Source organism: Streptomyces sp. OfavH-34-F (assembly GCF_022347745.1).
In the GTDB taxonomy this organism is placed as follows: domain Bacteria; phylum Actinomycetota; class Actinomycetes; order Streptomycetales; family Streptomycetaceae; genus Streptomyces.
The window spans coordinates 1-19,118 of record NZ_JAKRGC010000113.1 but is presented as its reverse complement, the minus strand read 5'-3'; the positions used below and the strand labels follow the sequence as shown (position 1 = coordinate 19,118).

The following is a 19,118-nucleotide window of genomic DNA, read 5'->3' as shown; positions in this document are numbered from 1 at the left end:
CGGGCTGCTGGCCCGGCTCGGACGGCGGGCGGCGGGGAGGCTGGGGCTCCGGAGGGAGCGGTGTGCCCGCGCGCTCCCCGCGATGTGGCCGGTGCGGCCGGCCGCGCGGCGGGGGAGCGCGGGGCGGGAGAGTGCGGGGCGTCCCCGATAAACGGTGGTGCGTTCGCGGCGGGACCGGCATCCTGTGCGCCATGTTGATCAGGGAAGCCACCATCGAGGACTGGCCCGCCATCTGGCCGTTCTTCCACGACATCGTCGCCGCCGGCGAGACGTTCACCTATCCGCTCGACCTCCAGGAGGCCGACGCCGTCGGCTGGTGGCTCCTGAAGCCGCCGAACCGGACCGTGGTCGCGGTCGCCGACGACGGCACCGTCCTCGGCACGGCGAAGATGAACAACAACCACATGGGCAACGGATCGCACATCGCCAGTGCCAGCTACATGGTCGCCCCGGCCCACTCCGGACAGGGTGTCGGCCGGGCGCTGTGCGAGTACAGCATCGAGTGGGCGCGGGCCGAGGGGTACCGGGCCATGCAGTTCAACGCGGTGGTGGAGACCAACACGGCGGCCGTCCACCTGTACCGCTCCCTCGGCTTCGACGTCCTGGGCACGCTGCCCGAGGGATTCCGCCACCCCACCGAGGGCTTCGTGGGCCTCCACATCATGCACCGCCGCCTCTGACCCGGAAGGAGCCTGAGCCCGCTGTCCGGCATGTCCCAACCCGCCATGGTGTGGTGGCTGTTGTGACCCGGGAGGGCCTGTGGGGCGGGTGCCGGTCCATGGGGCGGGGGCAGTAACCTGCGCTGCACCGCCCGCTCGGGCGCGAAACATGTGCGGAGGAAATCCATGACCATACCCAGGAGATCGTGGCGCGCGACGGGCACGCTCGTCGCCGCCGCGGTGGTCGGCCTGACCGGCGCGGTCCTCACCGCCGGCCCGGCCGCAGCTCACACCCCCACCTGGGACGTGACCTGTGACCAGGTGAAGGTGCACCTCACCCAGTACAACCCCGAGGTGTCCAACGAGGTGACCATCACCGTCGACGGCAAGGACCTGCTGCCGACGGAGAAGTTCGGCAGGGAGTTCGAGAAGACCGTCGCCCTGCCGGACCACGACCAGCCCGTGGCGGTCCGTCTGGTCGTCAAGGCCGGTGACGGCGAGCGCTACTCGAAGGACGAGACCAAGCAGGCGCCCGCCTGCGAGGAGAGCACCCCGCCCCCCTCCACCCCCTCGCCCAGCCCGACCGAGACGAAGCCGTCCGAGACGCCGACCACGGCGTCCCCGAGCCCGTCCGACACGCCGAGCGAGTCCGCCTCGCCGTCCGCGCCCGGCGCGGCCACGCCGAGCCCGAGTTCGCCGGACCTGGCGGAGACCGGTTCGTCGTCCACCACGCCGATCATCGGCGGCGCCGCCGTGGCCGTGCTCCTGGCCGGCGGCGGCATCATGTGGTCGGTGCGCAAGCGCCGTACCGCGCAGCACTGACGCTGCCCGGCCCGCCCGTGCGCCCTGACGTCCACGGCGCACGGCCGGGCCGGTGACGGGGCGCACCGTCGCGCAGGACGTGACGGTGCGCCCCCACCGCCCCCACGCATTTCCCACGGCTGTCCGCCCGGCCGGGGTGCCGGTGCCCGCCGGTGCCGTCCGCGCGCAGCGCCGGGCTACGGTCGCGTCTCCCGGGGGCCGATCTCGCACCAGACCGCCTTGCCCTCGCCCCGGGGCTCGATGCCCCAGCGGGCGGTGAGGGCGTCGAGCAGCAGCAGCCCCCGCCCCGAGGTCGCGGTTTCGCCCGGCGAGCGGCGGCGGGGCCAGGCGCTGGACCGGTCCTGGACCGAGAGACGGACCCGGCGGACCGGTTCGGGCAGCACCTCCAGGGTGAGGACCGCCCCGCCCTCCGTGTGCAGCAGCACGTTCACCAGCAGCTCCCCGGTGACCAGTTCGGCGTCGTCCGCGAGGTCGGCCATGTCCCAGTCGGACAGGGCCTGGCGCACGATGGTCCGGGCCTCGGACAGCCCCTCCGGGTCGGCCTGGTGGATGTACTGGTGCAGGCGCGGCGCGCGCGGCGAGCCCGGGTCCGGGCTGCGGCGCAGGACGAGCAGGGCGACGTCGTCCCCCGAGCCCCAGCGCTCCCACAGCCGGTCCGAGAGGTGGTCGGCCAACGCCTCGGCACCCGCCGGGCCCGCGCTGACCTCCGTGATCAGGGTGCGGACCCCCGCGTCGATGTCGGCGCCGGGCTCCTCCACCAGGCCGTCCGTGTACAGGACCAGCGTCTCGCCCGGCACCAGGTCGAGCCGGGTCTCCGGGTACTCCTCGTCGCCGAAGTCGGTGGAGATGCCCAGAGGCATGCCGCCGCGCACCCGGGGACTGCCGACCCGGCCGTCCATGTGCCGGATCAGCGGCCCGAAGTGGCCGGCCCGGACGACCCGCACGGTGCCGGTCCCCAGGTCGACCTGGGCGTAGGCGCAGGTGGCGAACCGGTCGGTGTCGAGTTCCGCGAGGAAGCGGGAGGCGCGGGCCAGCACCGTCGAGGGAGGGTGCCCCTCGGCGGCGTACGCGCGCAGGGCGATCCGCAGCTGCCCCATGATCGCCGCCGCGTGGGTGTCGTGGCCCTGCACATCGCCGACGACGATCCCGCAGCGGCCCTTCGGCAGGGCGATCACGTCGTACCAGTCGCCGCCGACCTGGCGGCCGCTCCACGCCGCGTGGTAGCGGACGGCGATCTCACCGCCCTCGATGTCGTGGATGCGGCGCGGCAGCATCGCGGCCTGGAGCCCGGTGGCGAACTCGCGCTCCTCGTCGAACAGCTTGGCCCGCTGGAGCGACTGGGCGACGATCGCGGCCAGCCCCAGACACAGATTGCGTTCGTCGGCGGTGAAGGTGGTGCGGTGGCGGTAGAAGAGGGCCAGCCCTCCGATGGTCCTGGCCTGGGCGATCAGCGGCAGATAGGCCGCCGCCTCGAACTTCAGCCGTTCGGCGTGCGGCTCCAGCGCCGGATAGCGCCGGGTCAGCGCCGCCAGGGAGCCGGAGAACCGGGGCTGCCCGCTGAGCACGGTGTCGGCCAGCGGGAACCGGGGATCGAGCCGGCCCCCGCCCAGCTCGTGGAGGACCTTCGGTGACTCGCCGCTCAGCGCGATCACGTCCAGCGCGGAGTTGTCCAGCAGCGCCAGCACGAGCCCGTCCGTGCCCAGCCGGGACGTCCCGCCGGGACCGGTGAGGGCGGCGGTCACGTCGTCGACCGTGACCGCCCGCGCCAACGCGCTCGTTGTCTGTTCAACGATTCCGGTCTGGCGGCGGCGGCGCTTCTCCAGTTGCAGCACGAAGTCCGAATGGGTGACCTCGGCCGTCGCGTCGCGCACCAGGCCGATCACCCGGCGCGCCCGACCGTCCCCGCCGCGCAGGATGCGGCCCTGGACATGCGTCCACTGCTCCCGGCCGTCGGCGAGCCGCACCCGGAAGTGGACGCTGTACGCGTTGTGCCCGCCTTTGACCGCCTCCTCCGTCGCGGCGTCCAGCCGGGCCCGCTCGTCCGGCTCCAGCACATCCGCCAGCGTCTCCGGACGCGCGTCGAACGAGGCCGGATCCAGGCCGAAGACCAGCAGCCCGGCCGTGTCGATGTCCAGCGTCCGGGCGTCGAGATCCCACTCGAAACTCCCCGTCCGGTTCAGGGCGAGCCGCTCCGCCGTGCCGGTCTCGCCCGCGGGCGCGCCCTCCGCGGGCCGGCCGGGCGGGCCGGGGACCGGCGGCCGGTTCTGATCGGTCATGCCAGCTCCGAGGAGGGTCGTCCGGCGGGTCCGCCGTGCGGCGGACCTCAATTGTCCGGCCGCTCCGGCACGCCTGCCACAGCGGAGACGGCGGCCGCGCGCCGTACCCCTCGTCCCCGCCCCGGCGGGGAGCCGCGCACAATGGCAGCGGAAGACCGCCCCCGACCGGGGCCGTACCACCCCAGGGCCGACCGGAGCGCACGCATGAACCACGAGGACCCCGTCCTGTCGCACACCGAAGGACGCGTCCGCCACCTCACCCTCAACCGGCCGCGCGCCCTGAACGCGCTGAACCACGCCATGGTGCGGCTCCTGGCCGACGCGCTCGACGCCGCGGAGGCGGACGAGGCCGTCACCGCCGTGCTGCTCACCGGCGCGGGGGAGCGGGGGCTGTGCGCGGGCGGCGACATCCGCGCCGTCCGCGACGACGCACTCGCCGGAGGCACCGCCTCGCTGGACTTCTGGCGCGACGAATACCGGCTCAACGCACGCATCGCCCGCTTCCCCAAGCCCTACGTCGCGCTGATGGACGGCATCGTGATGGGCGGCGGCGTCGGGGTCTCCGCCCACGGCTCCGTCCGCATCGTCACCGAGCGCTCCCGCGTCGCCATGCCGGAGACCGGGATCGGCTTCGTGCCGGACGTCGGCGGAACGTATCTGCTGGCGGCCGCACCCGGCGAACTCGGCACCCACCTGGCCCTCACCGGCGACCCGGTCGGCGCGGCCGACGCCCTGCTCTGCGGCCTCGCCGACCACTTCGTGCCCGCCGAAGGGCTCACCGCGCTCGTGGCCGCCCTCGCCGCGTGCACCACGCCCGAGGAGATCACCGCGACCGCGCAACGGCATGCGCGCCCCGCGCCCGACGGTGAGCTGGCCGGCCACCGCGGCTGGATCGACGCCTGCTACGCCGCCGACACGGTCGAAGAGATCGTCGACCGCCTCGCCGGCCACGGCGACCCCGCCGCCAAGCAGGCCGCCGAGACCATCCTGGCCAAGGCGCCCACCTCGCTCAAGGTCACCCTCGAAGCCCTGCGCCGGGCGCGCCGTCTCGACGGCCTGGAAGCGGTCCTGGACCAGGAGTTCCGTGTCTCGACGGTCGCCTTCGCCGGACGGGACCTGATCGAAGGCGTCCGCGCCCAGATCGTGGACAAGGACCGCGACCCCCGCTGGCAGCCGGCGCGGCTCGCCGAGGTCACCGACGAGGACGTGGCGCGCCACTTCGCGCCCCTGGGCGACCGCGAACTCGGCCTCGCCCCGTTGCCCGGGGAGTCATCCGAGGGGTGAACTCCTCAGTGACCGCGGCCCGTCGTGCTCGGCCGGAGCGAGCTGACCAGTTCGAAGAAGCGGGTCTCGTTGCCCGAGAGCCCCGCGCGCCGCAGCGCCCCGTCGGCCTCCTCCATGGGCGAGGTGAGCAACGGCAGGTACAACGGGGTGTCCTCGGGGTCGGACAGGGCCGCGCGGGTGGCCTCCAGTAAACGGACATACGCCTGCGCCGCCGCGAGTTCGTCCTTGCGCATATCAGCATCTCCAGGTCAGAGGTGTCGTACCCACCAGCATCCCCCATGGGTCTGACAAGCCGCCGCCGGTGCCGGGCGCGGCACGGCTTCTATCGGCCGTCCGGCGGACGCCCGCCCGCCGGCGGTTCGACCTCCAGGAACCGCCGGCCGCGCGGCCCCCGGTACAGCAGCGCGGTCCAGCCCAACTCCCGCAGCGCCTCGGCGCACCGGGGCAGTTCGCGCTCCTCCTCGTACGCCGCCCCGCTGCCGGCCGGCCCCAGCCACTCCACCCGCGCCGTCCCCGGTGCCGGACCGGCCGCCACCCGGTACCCCTTGGCCGTACGCCGTCCTGACGGGTCGACGGCCGAAGCGGGCAGCCCCGCCGCCTCCAGCGCCAGGGCCACGGCCCGTACCGGGCGGTGCAGTTCCCACGACGCGGGCACGGCCTCGGGGTCGGGCCGCCCGCCGTTCGCCAGCCGCCTGATCTGCAGCAGCCCGGCGAGCGCCGACCGCACCGAGGCGGCCCGCTCCGGCCCCTCCGCACCGGCCGGCGGGCCGTCCCCGGTGGCCGGTTCGAACCCGCCCGCCTCCTCGGCACCCATCCGCAGCCCCTCCGCACCCTCGCCGAACCGTGTCCCGGCCAGTGTGCGCCGCCCCACCGACAACGGCCGCCCGCACCGGGGGCGCGAGGGGCCGCGCGCCGGGCGGATAGGCTGCTGTGCCGCTCATGAACCCCGCGCCCCGGAGGATTTCCGCACCGTGCCCGACAACGACCGTGCCGCCCTCCGCGCCGACTGCGCCAACTGCTTCGCCCTGTGCTGCGTCGCGCTGACCCTGACGCGCTCCGCGGACTTCGCCGTCGACAAGGCGGCGGGCACGCCCTGCCGCAACCTCCGGGACGACTTCCGCTGCGGCATCCACGCCGGACTGCGCACCGAGGGCTTCCCCGGCTGCACGGTCTACGACTGTTTCGGCGCGGGCCAGAAGGTGTCGGTGGAGATATTCGGCGGCCGCGACTGGCGTACCGCCCCGGAGACCGCCGGGCAGATGTACCGGGTCTTCCCCGTCGTCCGCCAGCTCCACGAACTCCTCTGGTACCTCACCGAGGCCGCCGCCCTGGCCCCGGCCCGCTCCCTGCGCGGCGAGATCCGCCGCGCCGTCGAGGCGACCGAGGACCTGACCCGCCTGGACGCCGACGCCCTGGAAACCCTGGACGTGGCCGCCCACCGGGGCGAGGTCGCCGTGCTGCTCGGGCGCGTCAGCGAACGCGTCCGCGCCACCGCCCCCGGCCGCAGGAAGCGCGACCACCGGGGCGGCGACCTGATGGGCGCCCGGCTCCGGAAGGCGGACCTGCGGGGCGCCGATCTGCGCGGCGCCTACCTCATCGCGGCCGACCTCGGCGGCGCCGACCTGCGCCTCGCGGACCTCATCGGCGCCGACTTCCGGGACGCGGACCTGTCGGGCGCCGACCTCACCGGGGCGATCTTCCTGACCCAGGCCCAGGTGAACGCGGCGCGGGGGAGCGCCGCCACCCGGCTGCCGGCCTCGCTCGCCCGCCCCGCGCACTGGGGCGGGTGAGCGCGTCAGGCGTCCGGGGACTCCAGCACCGCCTTCAGGCGTTCCAGCGTGGCGCGGATGTTCAGGCGCTGGAACTCGGCGAAGGTGTGCCCCCGGGTGACCAGCCGGTCGAAGGCACCGGCCACGGCATCGGGCCAGGCGCGGCGGTCGTCGGTCCACGTCTCCGTGACGCGCGTACCGCCCTCCACCGCCTCGAAGCGGTACTCCCAGGTGGCGATCGGGGCGCGCAGCAACGGCCGCCGCGCACCGATCGCGTGGACCCGGAACGCGAACCGCCGGCCCGGATCGGCCGCCGTCACCGTGCACCGCGTCGTCCACCGCATCGCGCCCCGCTGGTTCCGGCCGTCGAAGACCATCCCCACGTACGCCTCCCGGCGCCCGCCCCGGACCCGCGCGCCCAGGTTCTCCGGGCTCCAGCGGCCCATCGCCGTGGGGTCGCTGAGCCGGGCGTACACCTCCTGCGGTGCTGCGTGCACGACGATGCTGTCCGACACGGACAGGGTGCGGGGCATGGAGCACTCCGTTTCCGCGGCCGGCCGAGGTCACCGCGGGCGCCGGACCGGCCGCACCGCCGACGGGCTCCCGCCCCCACACCTTACTGACGGGTCACCTAGGATTCGGAGGCGGGGAGTGACGCATCCGGCATCCGGGGCGAGAACGCCCTGCGGCCGTGGTTCGTTGCACAGACGTCGTATCCGGAACACGCCGACGACCGACCGAGGAGCCCGCACATGCCCAGCCGTACCGATCCCGCCCGTACCGATTCCGGCAGTGCGGACCGCACCCGGCTCGTCGAAGGGCTGATGGAACGGTTCCCGCACGTCCCGCGCGAGGCCGTCATCAAGGAGGACCTGCTGCGCGGCGGCCTGGCCTTCGACGCGTCGGCGCTCAGCGACAACGAGGACGGCGACGTCAAGCCGAAGTCGTACTTCATCTTCTCGTTCGACCACGGCACCCTGCCCGAGCTGGGCGAGGCCGCGCTGCGCCGCCCGCCCGAGGAGATCGTGCTCACCGGCGGCCCGTACGAACTGCGGCGCACCGTCGTCTCGGTGCGGGTGAACCCCGCGTCCCCCTACCGCGTCGCCGCCGGGGACGACGGCATGCTCGGGCTCTACCTCGACGGCCGCCGGATCGCCGACGTCGGCCTGCCGCCCATGCCGGACTACTACCGGCACACCCTGGCCAACGGCAAGTCCGTGATGGAGGTCGCTCCGACCATCCAGTGGGGCTACCTCGTCTACCTCACCGTCTTCCGCGTCTGCCAGTACTTCGGCGCGAAGGAGGAGTGCCAGTACTGCGACATCAACCACAACTGGCGCCAGCACAAGGCGGCGGGCCGCCCGTACACCGGGGTCAAGCCCGTCGAGGAGGTGCTGGAGGCGCTGGAGATCATCGACCGCTACGACACGGCGAAGAGCTCCACGGCGTACACCCTCACCGGTGGCGCCATCACCTCGCACATCGGCGGCCGGGACGAGGCGGACTTCTACGGGCAGTACGCCCAGGCCATCGAGGAGCGTTTCCCGGGTCGCTGGATCGGGAAGGTCGTCGCCCAGGCCCTGCCCAAGGCCGACGTCCAGCGGTTCCACGACTACGGCGTGAAGATCTACCACCCCAACTACGAGGTCTGGGACCGCCGGCTGTTCGAGCTGTACTGCCCCGGCAAGGAACGCTACGTCGGCCGGGACGAGTGGCACCGCCGCATCCTGGACTCCGCCGACGTCTTCGGTGCCCGCAATGTGATCCCCAACTTCGTGGCCGGGGTGGAGATGGCCGAGCCGTTCGGCTTCACCACGGTGAAGGAAGCCATCGACTCCACCACCGAGGGTCTGCGCTTCTTCATGTCGCACGGCATCACCCCGCGGTTCACCACCTGGTGCCCGGAGCCCACCACTCCGCTCGGCCGGACCAACCCCGACGGGGCGCCGCTGGAGTACCACATCCGGCTGCTGGAGTCCTACCGGGCGACGATGGAGGAGTTCGGGCTCAGCTCACCCCCCGGCTACGGCCCGCCCGGCGCCGGGAACGCCGTGTTCTCCGTCAGCTCCTTCATGGACAGCCTGCCGGCCGCGCCGGAGGCGGAGTGAGCGCCCGCGCCTGCTGAGCGCGACACCCGACAGCCCTGACACCGCCGGGGCGCGTTCCGGCCTGCGCGTGTGTGCCGGAGTGCGCGCCCCGGCACACACGCGCATTCACGCTTCCCGCACGGGTGAATGAAGGATTCGGCGGGAAGAAACGGAACAGATCAACCCACTTGTGAATGAGGCGGTGCCCATGCTGCACGGTGTCGATGTCAGTTCCCATCAGTCCTCGTTCGACACGGACGGGCTCGACTTCGTCTTCATCAAGGCGACCGAGGGCCGTTCCTACGTCAACCCTCGCCTCTCCGAGCAGACGAAACGCGCCCGCGACGCCGAGTGCGTCGTCGGCTTCTACCACTTCCTGTGGCCGGGGAACATCGCGGCCCAGGCCGAGTACTTCCTGAGCAAGTCACCCGAGAAGGCGGGCGATCTGCTCGCCGTGGACTGGGAGCAGAACGGCGAGGGCACCCGCCCGAGCAACGCCGAGAAGGACCGCTTCATCCGCGAGGTCAAGCGCCTGCGCCCGCACCACCGCGTCCTGCTCTACTGCAACCGCTACTTCTGGCTGAACCACGACACCACGTCGTACGCCGGGGACGGACTGTGGATCGCCGACTACGTCAAGGCGGGCCACCCCCGCATCAAGGCGTCGTGGCGCATCCACCAGTACACCGACCGGCCCCTCGACAAGGACGTCGCCCACTTCTCCTCGCGCGCGGCCATGCGCGCCTGGGCCCGGAAGTGACCGCGCGCACCGCTCAGTACGACTGCAACTCGACGAGATTCCCCTCCGGGTCGCGTACGTGAGCGGTGCGCAGGCCCGGCCCCCACTCCGGGCGGTCGCAGGCCGCGACCGCCAACTCGGCGCCCTGGCCGAGGCAGAGCGCCAGAGCGGCGTCCACGTCGTCCACCCGGCAGACGAACATCGACCGGTCCTGTGCCGGCGGGGCCTGGGCGGGCAGGTCCGCCGTCCCGGCCACCGCCGCCATCGCCGCGCGGTCGAACAGCACCAGCACCCCCTGGCCGTCCACGTCCCAGTGCGCGTACGGGCCCGACGCGCTGCCACTGGCCCGTACCGCGCCCACGAGCGGGGGCAGTACGGCGTCGTAGAAGCGGAAGCAGTCGGCGAACCGGCCGGTCAGCAGGCGGGGATGCAGCGCGTCCACGACGACTCCTTTAGTAGGTGTGCACCCATCATGGGAGCGGCCCTACGATATACCGATGAACGAGACCCCGCCCAGCCTCCTGGGACTCACCACCTACCTCATGTCCAAGACCGGCAAGACGGCGCGCGGCCTGCTCGCCGACCGGCTGGCCGAGCGCGGGCTGCGGCTCTGGCACATGGCCGTGCTCGCCGCCCTGCGCGACTTCGGCCCCCATGTGCAGCGGGAACTCGCCACGCGGCTGTCGATCGACCGCAGCGACGTCGTCAAGATCGTGGACGGGCTCGGCGGCGTGGACCTGGTGGAGCGGGCCCGCGACACCACCGACCGGCGCCGGGTCACGGTCACCGTCACCCCGGCCGGCCGCGCCCTGCTGGAGAGTCTGGAGGCCGAGGCGCTGGCCGTGCAGGAGGAGGTGCTCGCCCCGCTCGACAGCAGCGAACGCGCCCAGCTCACCGCCCTGTTGCGCCGGGTGCACGACGGGGCGCGGGAGAGCGAGCCGGCCCGGCCAGGTCGCTGACGGATTCCGCGCGCCGGGTGCGGCAGACTTCTCCGGTGACCACACCCGCGGCGCAGCCGCCTCGTGACCGTGCGCTCGGGCGCGGTATCTCCACCCTCATCCCGCAGGCCGCACCCGCCACCCCCGCCGAGCGGGCGGCGGCCGTGCTCACGGCGATGCGGACCGTTCCGGTACGCGTCGGCGTGCTCCAGGCGGCCATCGTCCTGCTGGAGGAACGGGTGCGCGCCACCGACGACGAAGCGGAACGCGCGGCCGCCGCGACCACCGTGGCCATGCTCCGCAGCGCCATCGGCCAAGCAGGCTGACCGGCTGCTGCTCGCTCCCGCCGAATTCCCTTGGACCCGTGCGCGGAAGCGAGTCATCATGATCACCGCTTCTCTTCGGAAGCGGTGACCGAGAGGCAGTGGGAACGCGTTGACGCAGAGCGGTGTGTACAGGACGACGAGCGGACGTGTACGCGGACGCGCCCCGGCCGACGGGATCGTCGCCGTCCTCGGAGTCCCCTACGCCGAACCGCCGTTCGGCGAGAACCGGTTTCGCGCCCCCCGCCCGCGCACCCCCTGGTCGGGAGTCCGCGACTGCACGGAGTTCGGCCCCGTCGCCCCGCAGTCCGCCGAACTGCCGGGCGCGCCCTCCTGGTCACCGGGCGACGAGGACGTCCTGACCCTCAACATCTGGGCCCCCGAGGCCGCGCCGGGCCCGCTGCCCGTGCTGGTCTGGCTGCACGGTGGCGCCTACACGTTCGGGTCGAGCGCCCAGCCGGACTTCGACGGCACGGCGCCGGCCCGCACCGGTCTCGTGGTGGTCACCCTCAACTACCGTCTCGGCTTCGAGGGCTTCGGGCACGTCCCCGACGACGGCCGCGGCGCCTTCCCGCCCAACCGGGGGCTGCTCGACCAGATCGCCGCCCTGGAATGGGTCCGCGACAACATCGCCGCCTTCGGGGGAGCGCCGGACAACGTCACCGTGGCCGGGCAGTCGGCCGGAGCCACCGCGGCCGTCTGCCTGATGGTGATGGACGCCGCCCGCGGCCTCTTCCGCCGGGTGATCGCCCACAGCGCGGTCGGCTCCTGCTTCGCCCCCGAACTCGCCGAGCGCGTCACGGAGCGCGTGGCCGCCGCCGCGGGGGTGCCGGCCACCGGGCCCGCCCTGGCCGGCGCCTCCCCGCAGGCGCTCGTCCGGGCCGCCGACGCGGTCGCCGAGGAGTGCCGGACGGACCCCGGCGCCGGTTCGCTCCACTGGGATCCCGTCCTGTACGGACCGGTCGCCGACGGGCACGTCCTGCGCGGCGAGCCGCTGGACCTGGTCGCCGCCGGAGCCGCCCGCGACATCGGCCTGCTGGTCTGCCACACGACCGAGGAGTACTGGCTGATGGACGCCGTGGGGGCCGTCTCCGACGTCGCCACGGACGAGCGGCTGCACCGCTTCGCCGCCGACCTCGGCCTCCCCGCCGGCCTCGTCGAGGAGTACCGCGCCCTCCTGCCCGGCGCCGGACCGCACGAACTCCACCTCGCCCTGTACGGGGACCTGCTGTTCGGTGAGTACAGCAGCCGGCTCGCCGACGCCCACGAGGCGGCGGGCGGACGCGTCTTCCTCTCCCGGTTCGACCGCAAGGACGCCGGGGTCCGCGCCTGGCACTGCGCGGACGTGCCGTTCGCCTTCGGCAACGTGGACGAGGAGTGCGTCCGGTTCCTGATCGGCGGCGCGGAACCGGGGGCCGGCGACCGGGCCCTCGCGCGGCGGATGACCGCGGCCTGGGGCGGGTTCGCGACGAGCGGCGACCCCGGCTGGCGGCCGGGCACCCGCGACATCAGGGTGTGGGGGACACCCGACCGTACGGCGGCCTCCGGCCACTGGCGGGACGTCGAGGCCCTCCGCGCCCTGTGGGCCGCGTACACCTACCGCCCCGTCCGGTCCTGACGGGGCGGGCGGGGCGGGGGCTCACATGGGGGGCAGCCGCAGCGGCCCGCGTCCCTCACGGACCTTGCCGACATGGCGCAGCCCGCCCACCGGCTTCCCCGACAGGTCCGTGGTCACCAGCACCGCCCGGTCGCCCAGGCACGACTTCTCGCCGTCCGGCTCCTCGCAGTACAGGACATAGCCCGTGACCCGGTCCACCGTGCCCGGCTCCAGCCGCCACACCCACTCGTAGTCGCTCACCCGGACCCGGGGGTGCTCGGCCCTGAGCAGGTCCCCGACGGCGCCGTGGACGGCCGCGGCGAACTTCTGCCGCTCCTTGAAGGGCCGGACGATCCGGGCGCTGCCCGACGACGGGTCCACTCGCCCGTCCACCGCCCCGAAGCCGACGCTGTAGTAGGCGTGCGAGCCGAGGGAGGCGAGCAGCGAGCTTCCGCTCAGGCGCATCGCGGTCGGCTGCTTCTTCGCGCCCTGGTGCCGCTTCGCGGCGACGGCCGGGGAGACCACGTTCACCGACGCGCCCCGCACCGCGCCGCCGTCCTTCCCGCCCGCCGCCTCCTTCCACTTCCGGGCGCACCCGCCGAGTTCCCCGATCCGGGCGCTCACCGTGGAGTTGGTGAGGGAGGCGGCGATCCAGGGCGCACCGGTCTGCGGATCGACGGCGAGCACCTCGTGCCCGCAGGCCCGGAACGAGTTGACGACGGCCCGCAGCGCGTCCGCCTCCTGCCGTCCCTTCTCGATCGCCTGGTCCAGCACCTCCCGGCAGTCATGGGTGTTGCAGGTGCCTGCCTCGGCGTCCACCCGGATCCGGACCACCGCGTCCGGGTCGTCGGTGACCGCGAAGACGACTTCCGAACCGCTGGACTTCGGCAGCAGCGTGTGCGCCTCGATCACCCGGAGGACGCCGGGATGGTGGGCGGCGGCCAGCTTCTCGGCGTACGCGCGGTCCTCCTTCGTGGTGGTCACCAGACCGCACCCCGTGAGCGCCAGCGCCAGCGCGCCCGTCAGCATCCCGGTCACCGCCGCAGCCCCGGTCCGGCGCCGTCCCCGTGCTCCGCTCATCCCGCCGCTCCCCGCCCTGTGTTCCGGCCCCGCCCGATCGCGGACCCCTGGTACGTCCGGTGTGACAGTAGGACGGGGAGGCGTGCGGGGGATGAGTACACCTACTCAGCGGGCGGCCCGTACAACCGCTCCTGTGATTGGCATGGACCTGCTAACAACTCTTCGCTACAGTCCGGAACGGCACAGTCTGAGAGCGCTCTCAACAGCCGCCTCGGACGCTGCTGTTCCTCCCCCACCCAGCCGGAACAACAGAAGGGCCACGACCGTGAGACGCTCCACAGCCTTGAGGACCGCCCTGTCCGCCGTACTCCTCCTCGGTGCCTGGGCGGGTGCCGGCCTGCCCGCCGCGTCCGCCGCGGACACCCCCGCCGCGACCACCCGCACCGAAGCACCGGCCTCCGACGGCCTGCTCGCCGCCATGCGCAAGGACCTCGGTCTGACGGCCGGCCAGGCCAGGGCCAGGCTCGCCGCCGAGAAGACCGCCACCGCGCTCCAGCCCGAGGCCCGCCGCGCCGCCGGAGCGGCCTACGGCGGCTCCTGGTTCGACCCGGCCACCGGCGATCTGACCGTCGCCGTCACCGACACCGGCCGGGCGGCAGCGGTCCGGGCCACGGGCGCCGCCGTGCGCATGGTGACCCACACCGCCCGCGCCCTGGACGCGGTCAAGGCGCGCCTCGACACGCTGGACGCGCCCACGGGCGTCAGCAGCTGGCACGTCGATCCGCGCGGGAACACGGTCGTCGTCGGCGTCGTCGCCTCCCGGCAGGCCGACAACGATGTCCGCACCTTCCTGCGCGAGGCCCGCGCGGCCGGGCCCGTCACCGTGGAGCGGGTCACCGAGGCACCGCGTACCTTCGCCGCCGGAACCGTCGGCGGCGACCCCTACTACACGGGCAACGTACGCTGCTCCATCGGCTTCTCCGTCTACGGCGGCTTCGTCACGGCCGGCCACTGCGGCCGGGCCGGGGCCGCCGTCAGGGGCTGGGACGGCTCCGCGATCGGCAACTTCCAGGGCTCGTCCTTCCCCGGCGACGACTACGCGTGGGTGAGCGTCGGCAGCGGCTGGTGGACCGTCCCGGTGGTCCTCGGCTGGGGCACCGTGTCCGACCAGCTGGTCCGGGGCTCCAACGTGGCTCCGATCGGGGCCTCGGTCTGCCGCTCCGGCTCCACCACGCACTGGCACTGCGGCAGCGTCCTCGCCACCAACGAGACGGTGAACTACAGCGACGGCGCCGTCTACCAGATGACCAAGACCAGCGTCTGCGCCGAACCGGGCGACTCCGGCGGCTCCTTCATCAGCGGGGACCAGGCCCAGGGCGTCACCTCGGGCGGCTGGGGCAACTGCTCCTCCGGCGGCCAGACCTGGCACCAGCCGGTCAACGAGATCCTGAACCGCTACGGGCTGCGCCTGCACACCGCCTGACCCGCACCGCGCGACCGACGGGGCCCGCCGATCCGTCCGGCGGGCCCCGTCACACGTCCCCGCCGGACGGTTCGCCGAGCCGCAGGTCGATGAACGGCACCGTGTCGCCCGGCAGCACGTACCGGTCCGTCTCCACGAACCCGTGCCGCAGCGCGAACCGCAGCCCGTCCGGGTTGGACTCCAGCACACAGGTCTCGATCACCTCGGCACCCAGCTCACGGGCCAGCTCCAGCCCGTGGGCGTACAGCAGGGCGCCGAGCCCCCGCCGGCGGAACGCGGGCAGAATGCGCGCGATCACGGTCGCCACCCGGGTGTCCGCACCGGGCGGGCGCACGGTGGAACAGCCCACCAGCACGCCGTCCAGGCGGGCCAGGGACAGCACGTTGCGCCCGGCGCGCTCGGACACCTGCGCGAACGACAGCGGGGCGGTGGGCACGACGGTGTTGTGCACCGACCGCCAGTCCCGGAGCGAGGCGTCACCGTCGACCCGTTCGATAAGAAGATCACTCATCGCGTCAGGAAACCGTCGCCGCGTCCAGCCGTCAACCGGCTTCGGCCTGCGGCCCCGCGCGGCGCGGGGCCGCAGGACCGGCGCCTAGGCGCTCACGGAGCACGCAGCACCGGAGTGCTCGCGTGGGCGCGGCGGGCCCCGGCGTGGAAGAGGAGGACGATCAGGCGGGCGCCGGGGGCGGTCATGGGCTGCGCCGCACACATCGTCACCCAGCCGGGGCCCTCGATGGCATGGTGCACGGGCCGCTCGTCGCCGTCCGGGTGGATATGCGCCCCGCCCGACTCCCAGATCGGCGCACAGCGCGGGTCGGCGAGCACGTCCTGTTCGAGGCGGCGCAGCACCTCGTCGTCGGGGCGGCCGGCCAGCGCCGCCCGCAGCTGGGGCACGACCAGCGGGGCCCAGGCGGTGTCCCAGTCGAGGAGCATGGAGCGTCCCTGCTCCTCCAGGAGCATCCACCGCATCAGGTTGGTGGGCACCCGCTCACCGGGGAACAGGCGGGCGAACTCGCGGTTGTGCGCCACGAGTTCCCACGAGGCGTCGGTGATGTACGCGGGATGGGTCATCCCGTCCATCGCCTCCTGCCACACCCCCGGCACCTCCTTGCCCGAGCGGGCGTTGAGCGGGCCGGGAGGGTCGCCTATCCCGGCGTACCGGCACAGCGAGACCCACTCCTGCTCGTTGAGGGCGAAGAGCACGGCCACGTCGCGCAGGAACCCGGGGTCGGGGCGCGGCCAGGCCCCGGACTCCAGCCGGCGGTAGGTGCCGGGGGTGCGGTGCAGCAGCTGGTCGACCTGGTGCTGCGCCAGGCCCGGCGCGCGGCGCCCCTGGCGGGACGGGCGCTGGAAGCCGTGCCAGGTGGGGTCGATCCGCGCGCGACAGGCTCTCAGCAGGGTTCTCAGTGCCGTCTTGTCGGTGTTGGTCATGCCATCAAATCCCCCGCTTCATGGGCCACGTTGCGCGGGCGTGAGCCTAATTGGCGCGACGTGGCTTAGCGCTAAAAACTGGACGTGGAAAACAGCCTGTCCGTCCTCCCATACTGGAGCGCGTCAGCCGGTGGTGTGCGGCCTTCCGGGGCGGCGGACCCACGGTTGACGTGCGGTCTTCCTGCTGCCCTCTCCTGGCAACGGGTGCAGCCGGAATTCCGTGCCCGTCCAGAACGGTGGCGGGAAGGGCTTGACGAGCGGCCCGTATTTCGCCCCTGCGGGGCGAGGGAGGCGTACGGTCCGCTGATCTGGCTCTTTCCGTCATCCACCTCGGGCCTCCGGGTCCGGGGCGGGGCGGAGCCCGGTGCGGCCGGCAGCCCCCCTGCCGGCCGCACCCTTTTCATGACCGCGCCCACTGCTCCATCCGGAGCCGTCCTTACTCCGTCGGGGGCCACGGACCGGGCGCCGGCGGCGAGTTCCCCCGGCATTGCGCGCGACGCGAACTCGTTGCTCTCTGGTGGAGAGCGGTTTCGCCATGTAGCGTCACCACTGGAAGTCGTGGTTCGCACAAACCGCCCGTGCTCCGGCGCGGGCGCCTTGCTGTGCAGGGGGCGGACCGCGATGCAGTGGGACCGCGTGGTGCGGCTCCCGATATCGACTGAGAGGCACCGGCATGGCCAGCGGAACCGTCAAGTGGTTCAACGCCGAAAAGGGTTTCGGCTTCATCCAGCAGGACGGCGGCGGGCCGGACGTCTTCGCGCACTACTCGAACATCAACGCCACCGGCTTCCGTGAGCTTCAGGAGGGCCAGGCGGTGACCTTCGACATCACGCAGGGCCAGAAGGGCCCGCAGGCGGAGAACATCACGGCCGTCTGAGGCCGCGAGCAGTACCGTCCGGCCCCCCGGCGGCGCACAGGCGCCACCGGGGGGCCGGACGCGTGAACGGTGCCGGCCGTCTCAGTCGGCGGCCTTGTCCGGCCCCTCCCCGTCGGTGCCCCCGGACGCAGCCGGCGCAGGCACCGTGTACATGGCGGCGCCCTGCTGGAGCCCCTTGCCCACCGCGCCCCGCTTCACCAGGGTCTCCAGCGTGTTGCGCACCACCTGCACCGAGGTGCCGCGTTCGGGGTGGGCCTCTGCCAGGTCGGCGTGCACCTCGCGCACCATGCGCGGCTCGCCCGGGGGCATCAGCGAGCGGATGAGCTGGTGCAGGGGAGTGGCCGCGGGCGCCGCCTTGGTGCCGGACGTCCTGGACCGGGCGGGCCTGGCCTTCGCGCGGCGGGCGGGCCGGGGCTTCGGTACGGGTGTGGCCGCCGGGGTGGTGCCGTCGCCGGCCCGGGTGGCGTCGCCCGCCGGGGTGGCGTCGGCCGTCCGGGAGCCGGTGTCAGCCCGGGAGCCGGTGTCCGCCCGGGTGTCTCCTGCCGTCCGCCTGCCCGCGCCGGCCGCCTTCCCGGCCGTCCGCGCGGCACGGCGCTGGCCGGGCGGTGCCGCGGCCCCGGGAAGGGCCGCCTGCATGCCGTCCAGCCAGGTCTCGTCGGTCCTCAGCTGCTCCAGGCGGGCGCGCAACCGCTCGATCTGCGCGGTGAGCTCCTTCTGTTCGGCCCGGTTGTCCGCGAGATCGGTGGCGAACCGCTCGGCATACACCCTTTGTACGCTCTCGGACGCGCTTTCTGCGTTCTTCACGGTGATTCATGCTCCTTCGGCTGGGTTTGCTGCCGCAAGCCTCCATTCACCACCCGGCGCCACGAGGCGGGCGGAGTTTGCCGGAAGGTCCAGCCGAAGGGATGAATACGCCGCCGCGCGCCGGAAAGTCCACATGCTGATCACATGAACGCAACCCGTCCAGAACGGCACCGGAAACCGTCCGGCGTGAGGACGGCCGCATCACCCCTGGTGGGAGGCGGGGCGACCGCGACCGCCCGTCGGGGCGTGCGGATGGGAGGGTGCAACTCCGTTTGTGTGTACAGATGTTGCATTGACGCGCGCGTGTGCTGTTCATAACATCAAAACATCTGAAGCCGCGAATGACTGGATCTCGTCGTTGGCGGGTCCACCTGGCCGCCCCGGCACCCCCATGCCGCCGCGTTGCTCCGCACCCCCACATGCTCCGTACGTCCCCACGTCCCCATTGACCTGAAGCAACCGCACACCACGCCGCTCGGCGTGCGCGCCGAGGGAGCCGGATGAGTACCCAGGCCGTCCAGTCGTATCTGACGCATGGCCAGAAACGTCTGTGGTTTCTGCACCAGATGGACCCGGACGATCCGTCGTACAACATTCCGCTCGTCCTGCGCCTGAACGGCGAACTGTCCCCGCCCGCGCTGAGGGCCGCCTTCGACGCGGTGGCGGCCCGGCATGAGGCGCTGCGCAGCAGGTTCCCCGCCGAGGACGGCAACCCGGTCGTCCAGGTCGCCGAACCCGGCCCGGTCGACGTCGAGTTCGACGACCTGCGCGGCACCGCCGGCCGGCCGGACCCCCTGATCGCCGAGCGCACCAACCGCCCCTTCGACCTCGCCCGGGGCCCGCTCCTGCGCGTCACCCTGCTCCGGACCGGGGACACCGAGCACGTCCTGTGCGTCGTCCTCCACCACATCGTGGCCGACGGCTGGTCGCTCAACGTCCTGCGCGACGAACTGGCCGCCCACTACACCGCCCACCTGCGGGGCGAGGACGCCGGCCTGCCCGCACC

The 19,118-nt window shown here is 73.4% G+C and carries 21 protein-coding genes; 12 read left to right on the top strand and 9 right to left on the bottom strand.

All coding sequences use genetic code 11. The annotated features are described in order from the left end of the window. Nucleotides 1-191 precede the first annotated feature (191 nt). Both MHW47_RS18135 and MHW47_RS18130 read left to right on the top strand, forming a co-directional pair. The gene (locus tag MHW47_RS18135) at nucleotides 192-680 is read left to right on the top strand and encodes a GNAT family N-acetyltransferase (RefSeq protein ID WP_239224562.1); all 489 of its coding nucleotides are present in this window, start codon (nucleotides 192-194) and stop codon (nucleotides 678-680) included. A gap of 165 nt (nucleotides 681-845) precedes the next feature. After that, a complete protein-coding gene (locus MHW47_RS18130; RefSeq protein ID WP_239224560.1) occupies nucleotides 846-1,481 on the top strand; it encodes an LAETG motif-containing sortase-dependent surface protein in 636 nt (211 codons plus the stop codon). 176 nt (nucleotides 1,482-1,657) lie between these two features. Here the strand turns inward: MHW47_RS18130 and MHW47_RS18125 are convergent, their stop codons facing one another. Then, the gene (locus MHW47_RS18125) at nucleotides 1,658-3,757 is read right to left on the bottom strand and encodes a SpoIIE family protein phosphatase (RefSeq protein WP_239224558.1); all 2,100 of its coding nucleotides are present in this window, start codon (nucleotides 3,755-3,757) and stop codon (nucleotides 1,658-1,660) included. Between the two features lie 204 nt (nucleotides 3,758-3,961). On the opposite strand from MHW47_RS18125, the gene MHW47_RS18120 reads away from it, so the two are divergent. Next, on the top strand, nucleotides 3,962-5,041 hold the full coding sequence (locus MHW47_RS18120; protein ID WP_239224556.1) for an enoyl-CoA hydratase/isomerase family protein: 1,080 nt from the start codon (nucleotides 3,962-3,964) through the stop codon (nucleotides 5,039-5,041). 5 nt (nucleotides 5,042-5,046) lie between these two features. On the opposite strand, the gene MHW47_RS18115 is transcribed toward MHW47_RS18120, so the two are convergent. Both MHW47_RS18115 and MHW47_RS18110 read right to left on the bottom strand, forming a co-directional pair. Continuing rightward, complete coding sequence (locus tag MHW47_RS18115) at nucleotides 5,047-5,274, bottom strand: hypothetical protein (protein WP_239224554.1); 228 nt, start codon at nucleotides 5,272-5,274, stop codon at nucleotides 5,047-5,049. A gap of 89 nt (nucleotides 5,275-5,363) precedes the next feature. After that, nucleotides 5,364-5,855 carry a hypothetical protein gene (locus MHW47_RS18110; protein WP_239224552.1) on the bottom strand — a complete coding sequence of 164 codons (492 nt, stop codon included), beginning with the start codon at nucleotides 5,853-5,855 and terminating at the stop codon, nucleotides 5,364-5,366. 157 nt (nucleotides 5,856-6,012) lie between these two features. Between MHW47_RS18110 and MHW47_RS18105 the strand changes: the two genes are divergently transcribed. Beyond that, nucleotides 6,013-6,831 (top strand): pentapeptide repeat-containing protein, encoded by an 819-nt coding sequence (locus MHW47_RS18105; protein ID WP_239224550.1) that lies wholly within the window; start codon nucleotides 6,013-6,015, stop codon nucleotides 6,829-6,831. Between the two features lie 5 nt (nucleotides 6,832-6,836). On the opposite strand, the gene MHW47_RS18100 is transcribed toward MHW47_RS18105, so the two are convergent. Further along, the gene (locus MHW47_RS18100; RefSeq protein WP_239224548.1) at nucleotides 6,837-7,343 is read right to left on the bottom strand and encodes an SRPBCC family protein; all 507 of its coding nucleotides are present in this window, start codon (nucleotides 7,341-7,343) and stop codon (nucleotides 6,837-6,839) included. 219 nt (nucleotides 7,344-7,562) lie between these two features. Here MHW47_RS18100 and MHW47_RS18095 point away from each other — a divergent pair, with 219 nt between their 5' ends. Together MHW47_RS18095 and MHW47_RS18090 are read left to right on the top strand one after the other, a co-directional pair. Next, nucleotides 7,563-8,918 carry a radical SAM protein gene (locus MHW47_RS18095; RefSeq protein WP_239224546.1) on the top strand — a complete coding sequence of 452 codons (1,356 nt, stop codon included), beginning with the start codon at nucleotides 7,563-7,565 and terminating at the stop codon, nucleotides 8,916-8,918. A 187-nt stretch (nucleotides 8,919-9,105) separates the two neighbouring features. Then, nucleotides 9,106-9,657, top strand: coding sequence for a glycoside hydrolase family 25 protein (locus MHW47_RS18090; RefSeq protein ID WP_239224545.1), 552 nt, complete (start codon nucleotides 9,106-9,108; stop codon nucleotides 9,655-9,657). A 13-nt stretch (nucleotides 9,658-9,670) separates the two neighbouring features. On the opposite strand, the gene MHW47_RS18085 is transcribed toward MHW47_RS18090, so the two are convergent. Further along, complete coding sequence (locus tag MHW47_RS18085) at nucleotides 9,671-10,078, bottom strand: VOC family protein (RefSeq protein ID WP_239224543.1); 408 nt, start codon at nucleotides 10,076-10,078, stop codon at nucleotides 9,671-9,673. Nucleotides 10,079-10,133: 55 nt separating this feature from the next. On the opposite strand from MHW47_RS18085, the gene MHW47_RS18080 reads away from it, so the two are divergent. The 3 genes from MHW47_RS18080 to MHW47_RS18070 all read left to right on the top strand — a co-directional run bounded on the left by MHW47_RS18080 (nucleotide 10,134) and on the right by MHW47_RS18070 (nucleotide 12,515). Further along, the gene (locus tag MHW47_RS18080; protein ID WP_239224542.1) at nucleotides 10,134-10,595 is read left to right on the top strand and encodes a MarR family winged helix-turn-helix transcriptional regulator; all 462 of its coding nucleotides are present in this window, start codon (nucleotides 10,134-10,136) and stop codon (nucleotides 10,593-10,595) included. Nucleotides 10,596-10,630: 35 nt separating this feature from the next. Then, on the top strand, nucleotides 10,631-10,900 hold the full coding sequence (locus tag MHW47_RS18075; protein ID WP_239224541.1) for a hypothetical protein: 270 nt from the start codon (nucleotides 10,631-10,633) through the stop codon (nucleotides 10,898-10,900). Between the two features lie 124 nt (nucleotides 10,901-11,024). Next, a complete protein-coding gene (locus MHW47_RS18070; RefSeq protein WP_239224539.1) occupies nucleotides 11,025-12,515 on the top strand; it encodes a carboxylesterase/lipase family protein in 1,491 nt (496 codons plus the stop codon). A 21-nt stretch (nucleotides 12,516-12,536) separates the two neighbouring features. Here the strand turns inward: MHW47_RS18070 and MHW47_RS18065 are convergent, their stop codons facing one another. Beyond that, nucleotides 12,537-13,574, bottom strand: a complete 1,038-nt coding sequence (locus MHW47_RS18065; RefSeq protein WP_239224538.1) for an SCO7460 family lipoprotein — start codon at nucleotides 13,572-13,574, stop codon at nucleotides 12,537-12,539. Nucleotides 13,575-13,857: 283 nt separating this feature from the next. Between MHW47_RS18065 and MHW47_RS18060 the strand changes: the two genes are divergently transcribed. Continuing rightward, the gene (locus MHW47_RS18060; RefSeq protein WP_275449339.1) at nucleotides 13,858-14,997 is read left to right on the top strand and encodes a S1 family peptidase; all 1,140 of its coding nucleotides are present in this window, start codon (nucleotides 13,858-13,860) and stop codon (nucleotides 14,995-14,997) included. Nucleotides 14,998-15,046: 49 nt separating this feature from the next. Here MHW47_RS18060 and MHW47_RS18055 read toward each other — a convergent pair whose 3' ends face one another. Together MHW47_RS18055 and MHW47_RS18050 are read right to left on the bottom strand one after the other, a co-directional pair. Next, nucleotides 15,047-15,508: a GNAT family N-acetyltransferase gene (locus MHW47_RS18055; protein ID WP_239224536.1), complete on the bottom strand. Its 462-nt coding sequence runs from the start codon at nucleotides 15,506-15,508 to the stop codon at nucleotides 15,047-15,049. 92 nt (nucleotides 15,509-15,600) lie between these two features. After that, nucleotides 15,601-16,431 (bottom strand): helix-turn-helix domain-containing protein, encoded by an 831-nt coding sequence (locus MHW47_RS18050; RefSeq protein ID WP_239224535.1) that lies wholly within the window; start codon nucleotides 16,429-16,431, stop codon nucleotides 15,601-15,603. A gap of 673 nt (nucleotides 16,432-17,104) precedes the next feature. On the opposite strand from MHW47_RS18050, the gene MHW47_RS18045 reads away from it, so the two are divergent. Then, nucleotides 17,105-17,308: a cold-shock protein gene (locus MHW47_RS18045; RefSeq protein ID WP_018523299.1), complete on the top strand. Its 204-nt coding sequence runs from the start codon at nucleotides 17,105-17,107 to the stop codon at nucleotides 17,306-17,308. 81 nt (nucleotides 17,309-17,389) lie between these two features. On the opposite strand, the gene MHW47_RS18040 is transcribed toward MHW47_RS18045, so the two are convergent. Continuing rightward, the gene (locus tag MHW47_RS18040) at nucleotides 17,390-18,073 is read right to left on the bottom strand and encodes a hypothetical protein (RefSeq protein ID WP_239224534.1); all 684 of its coding nucleotides are present in this window, start codon (nucleotides 18,071-18,073) and stop codon (nucleotides 17,390-17,392) included. 539 nt (nucleotides 18,074-18,612) lie between these two features. Between MHW47_RS18040 and MHW47_RS18035 the strand changes: the two genes are divergently transcribed. Continuing rightward, nucleotides 18,613-19,118, top strand: a 506-nt coding sequence (locus tag MHW47_RS18035) for a condensation domain-containing protein (RefSeq protein WP_239224533.1), incomplete at its 3' end; no start/stop codon positions are given.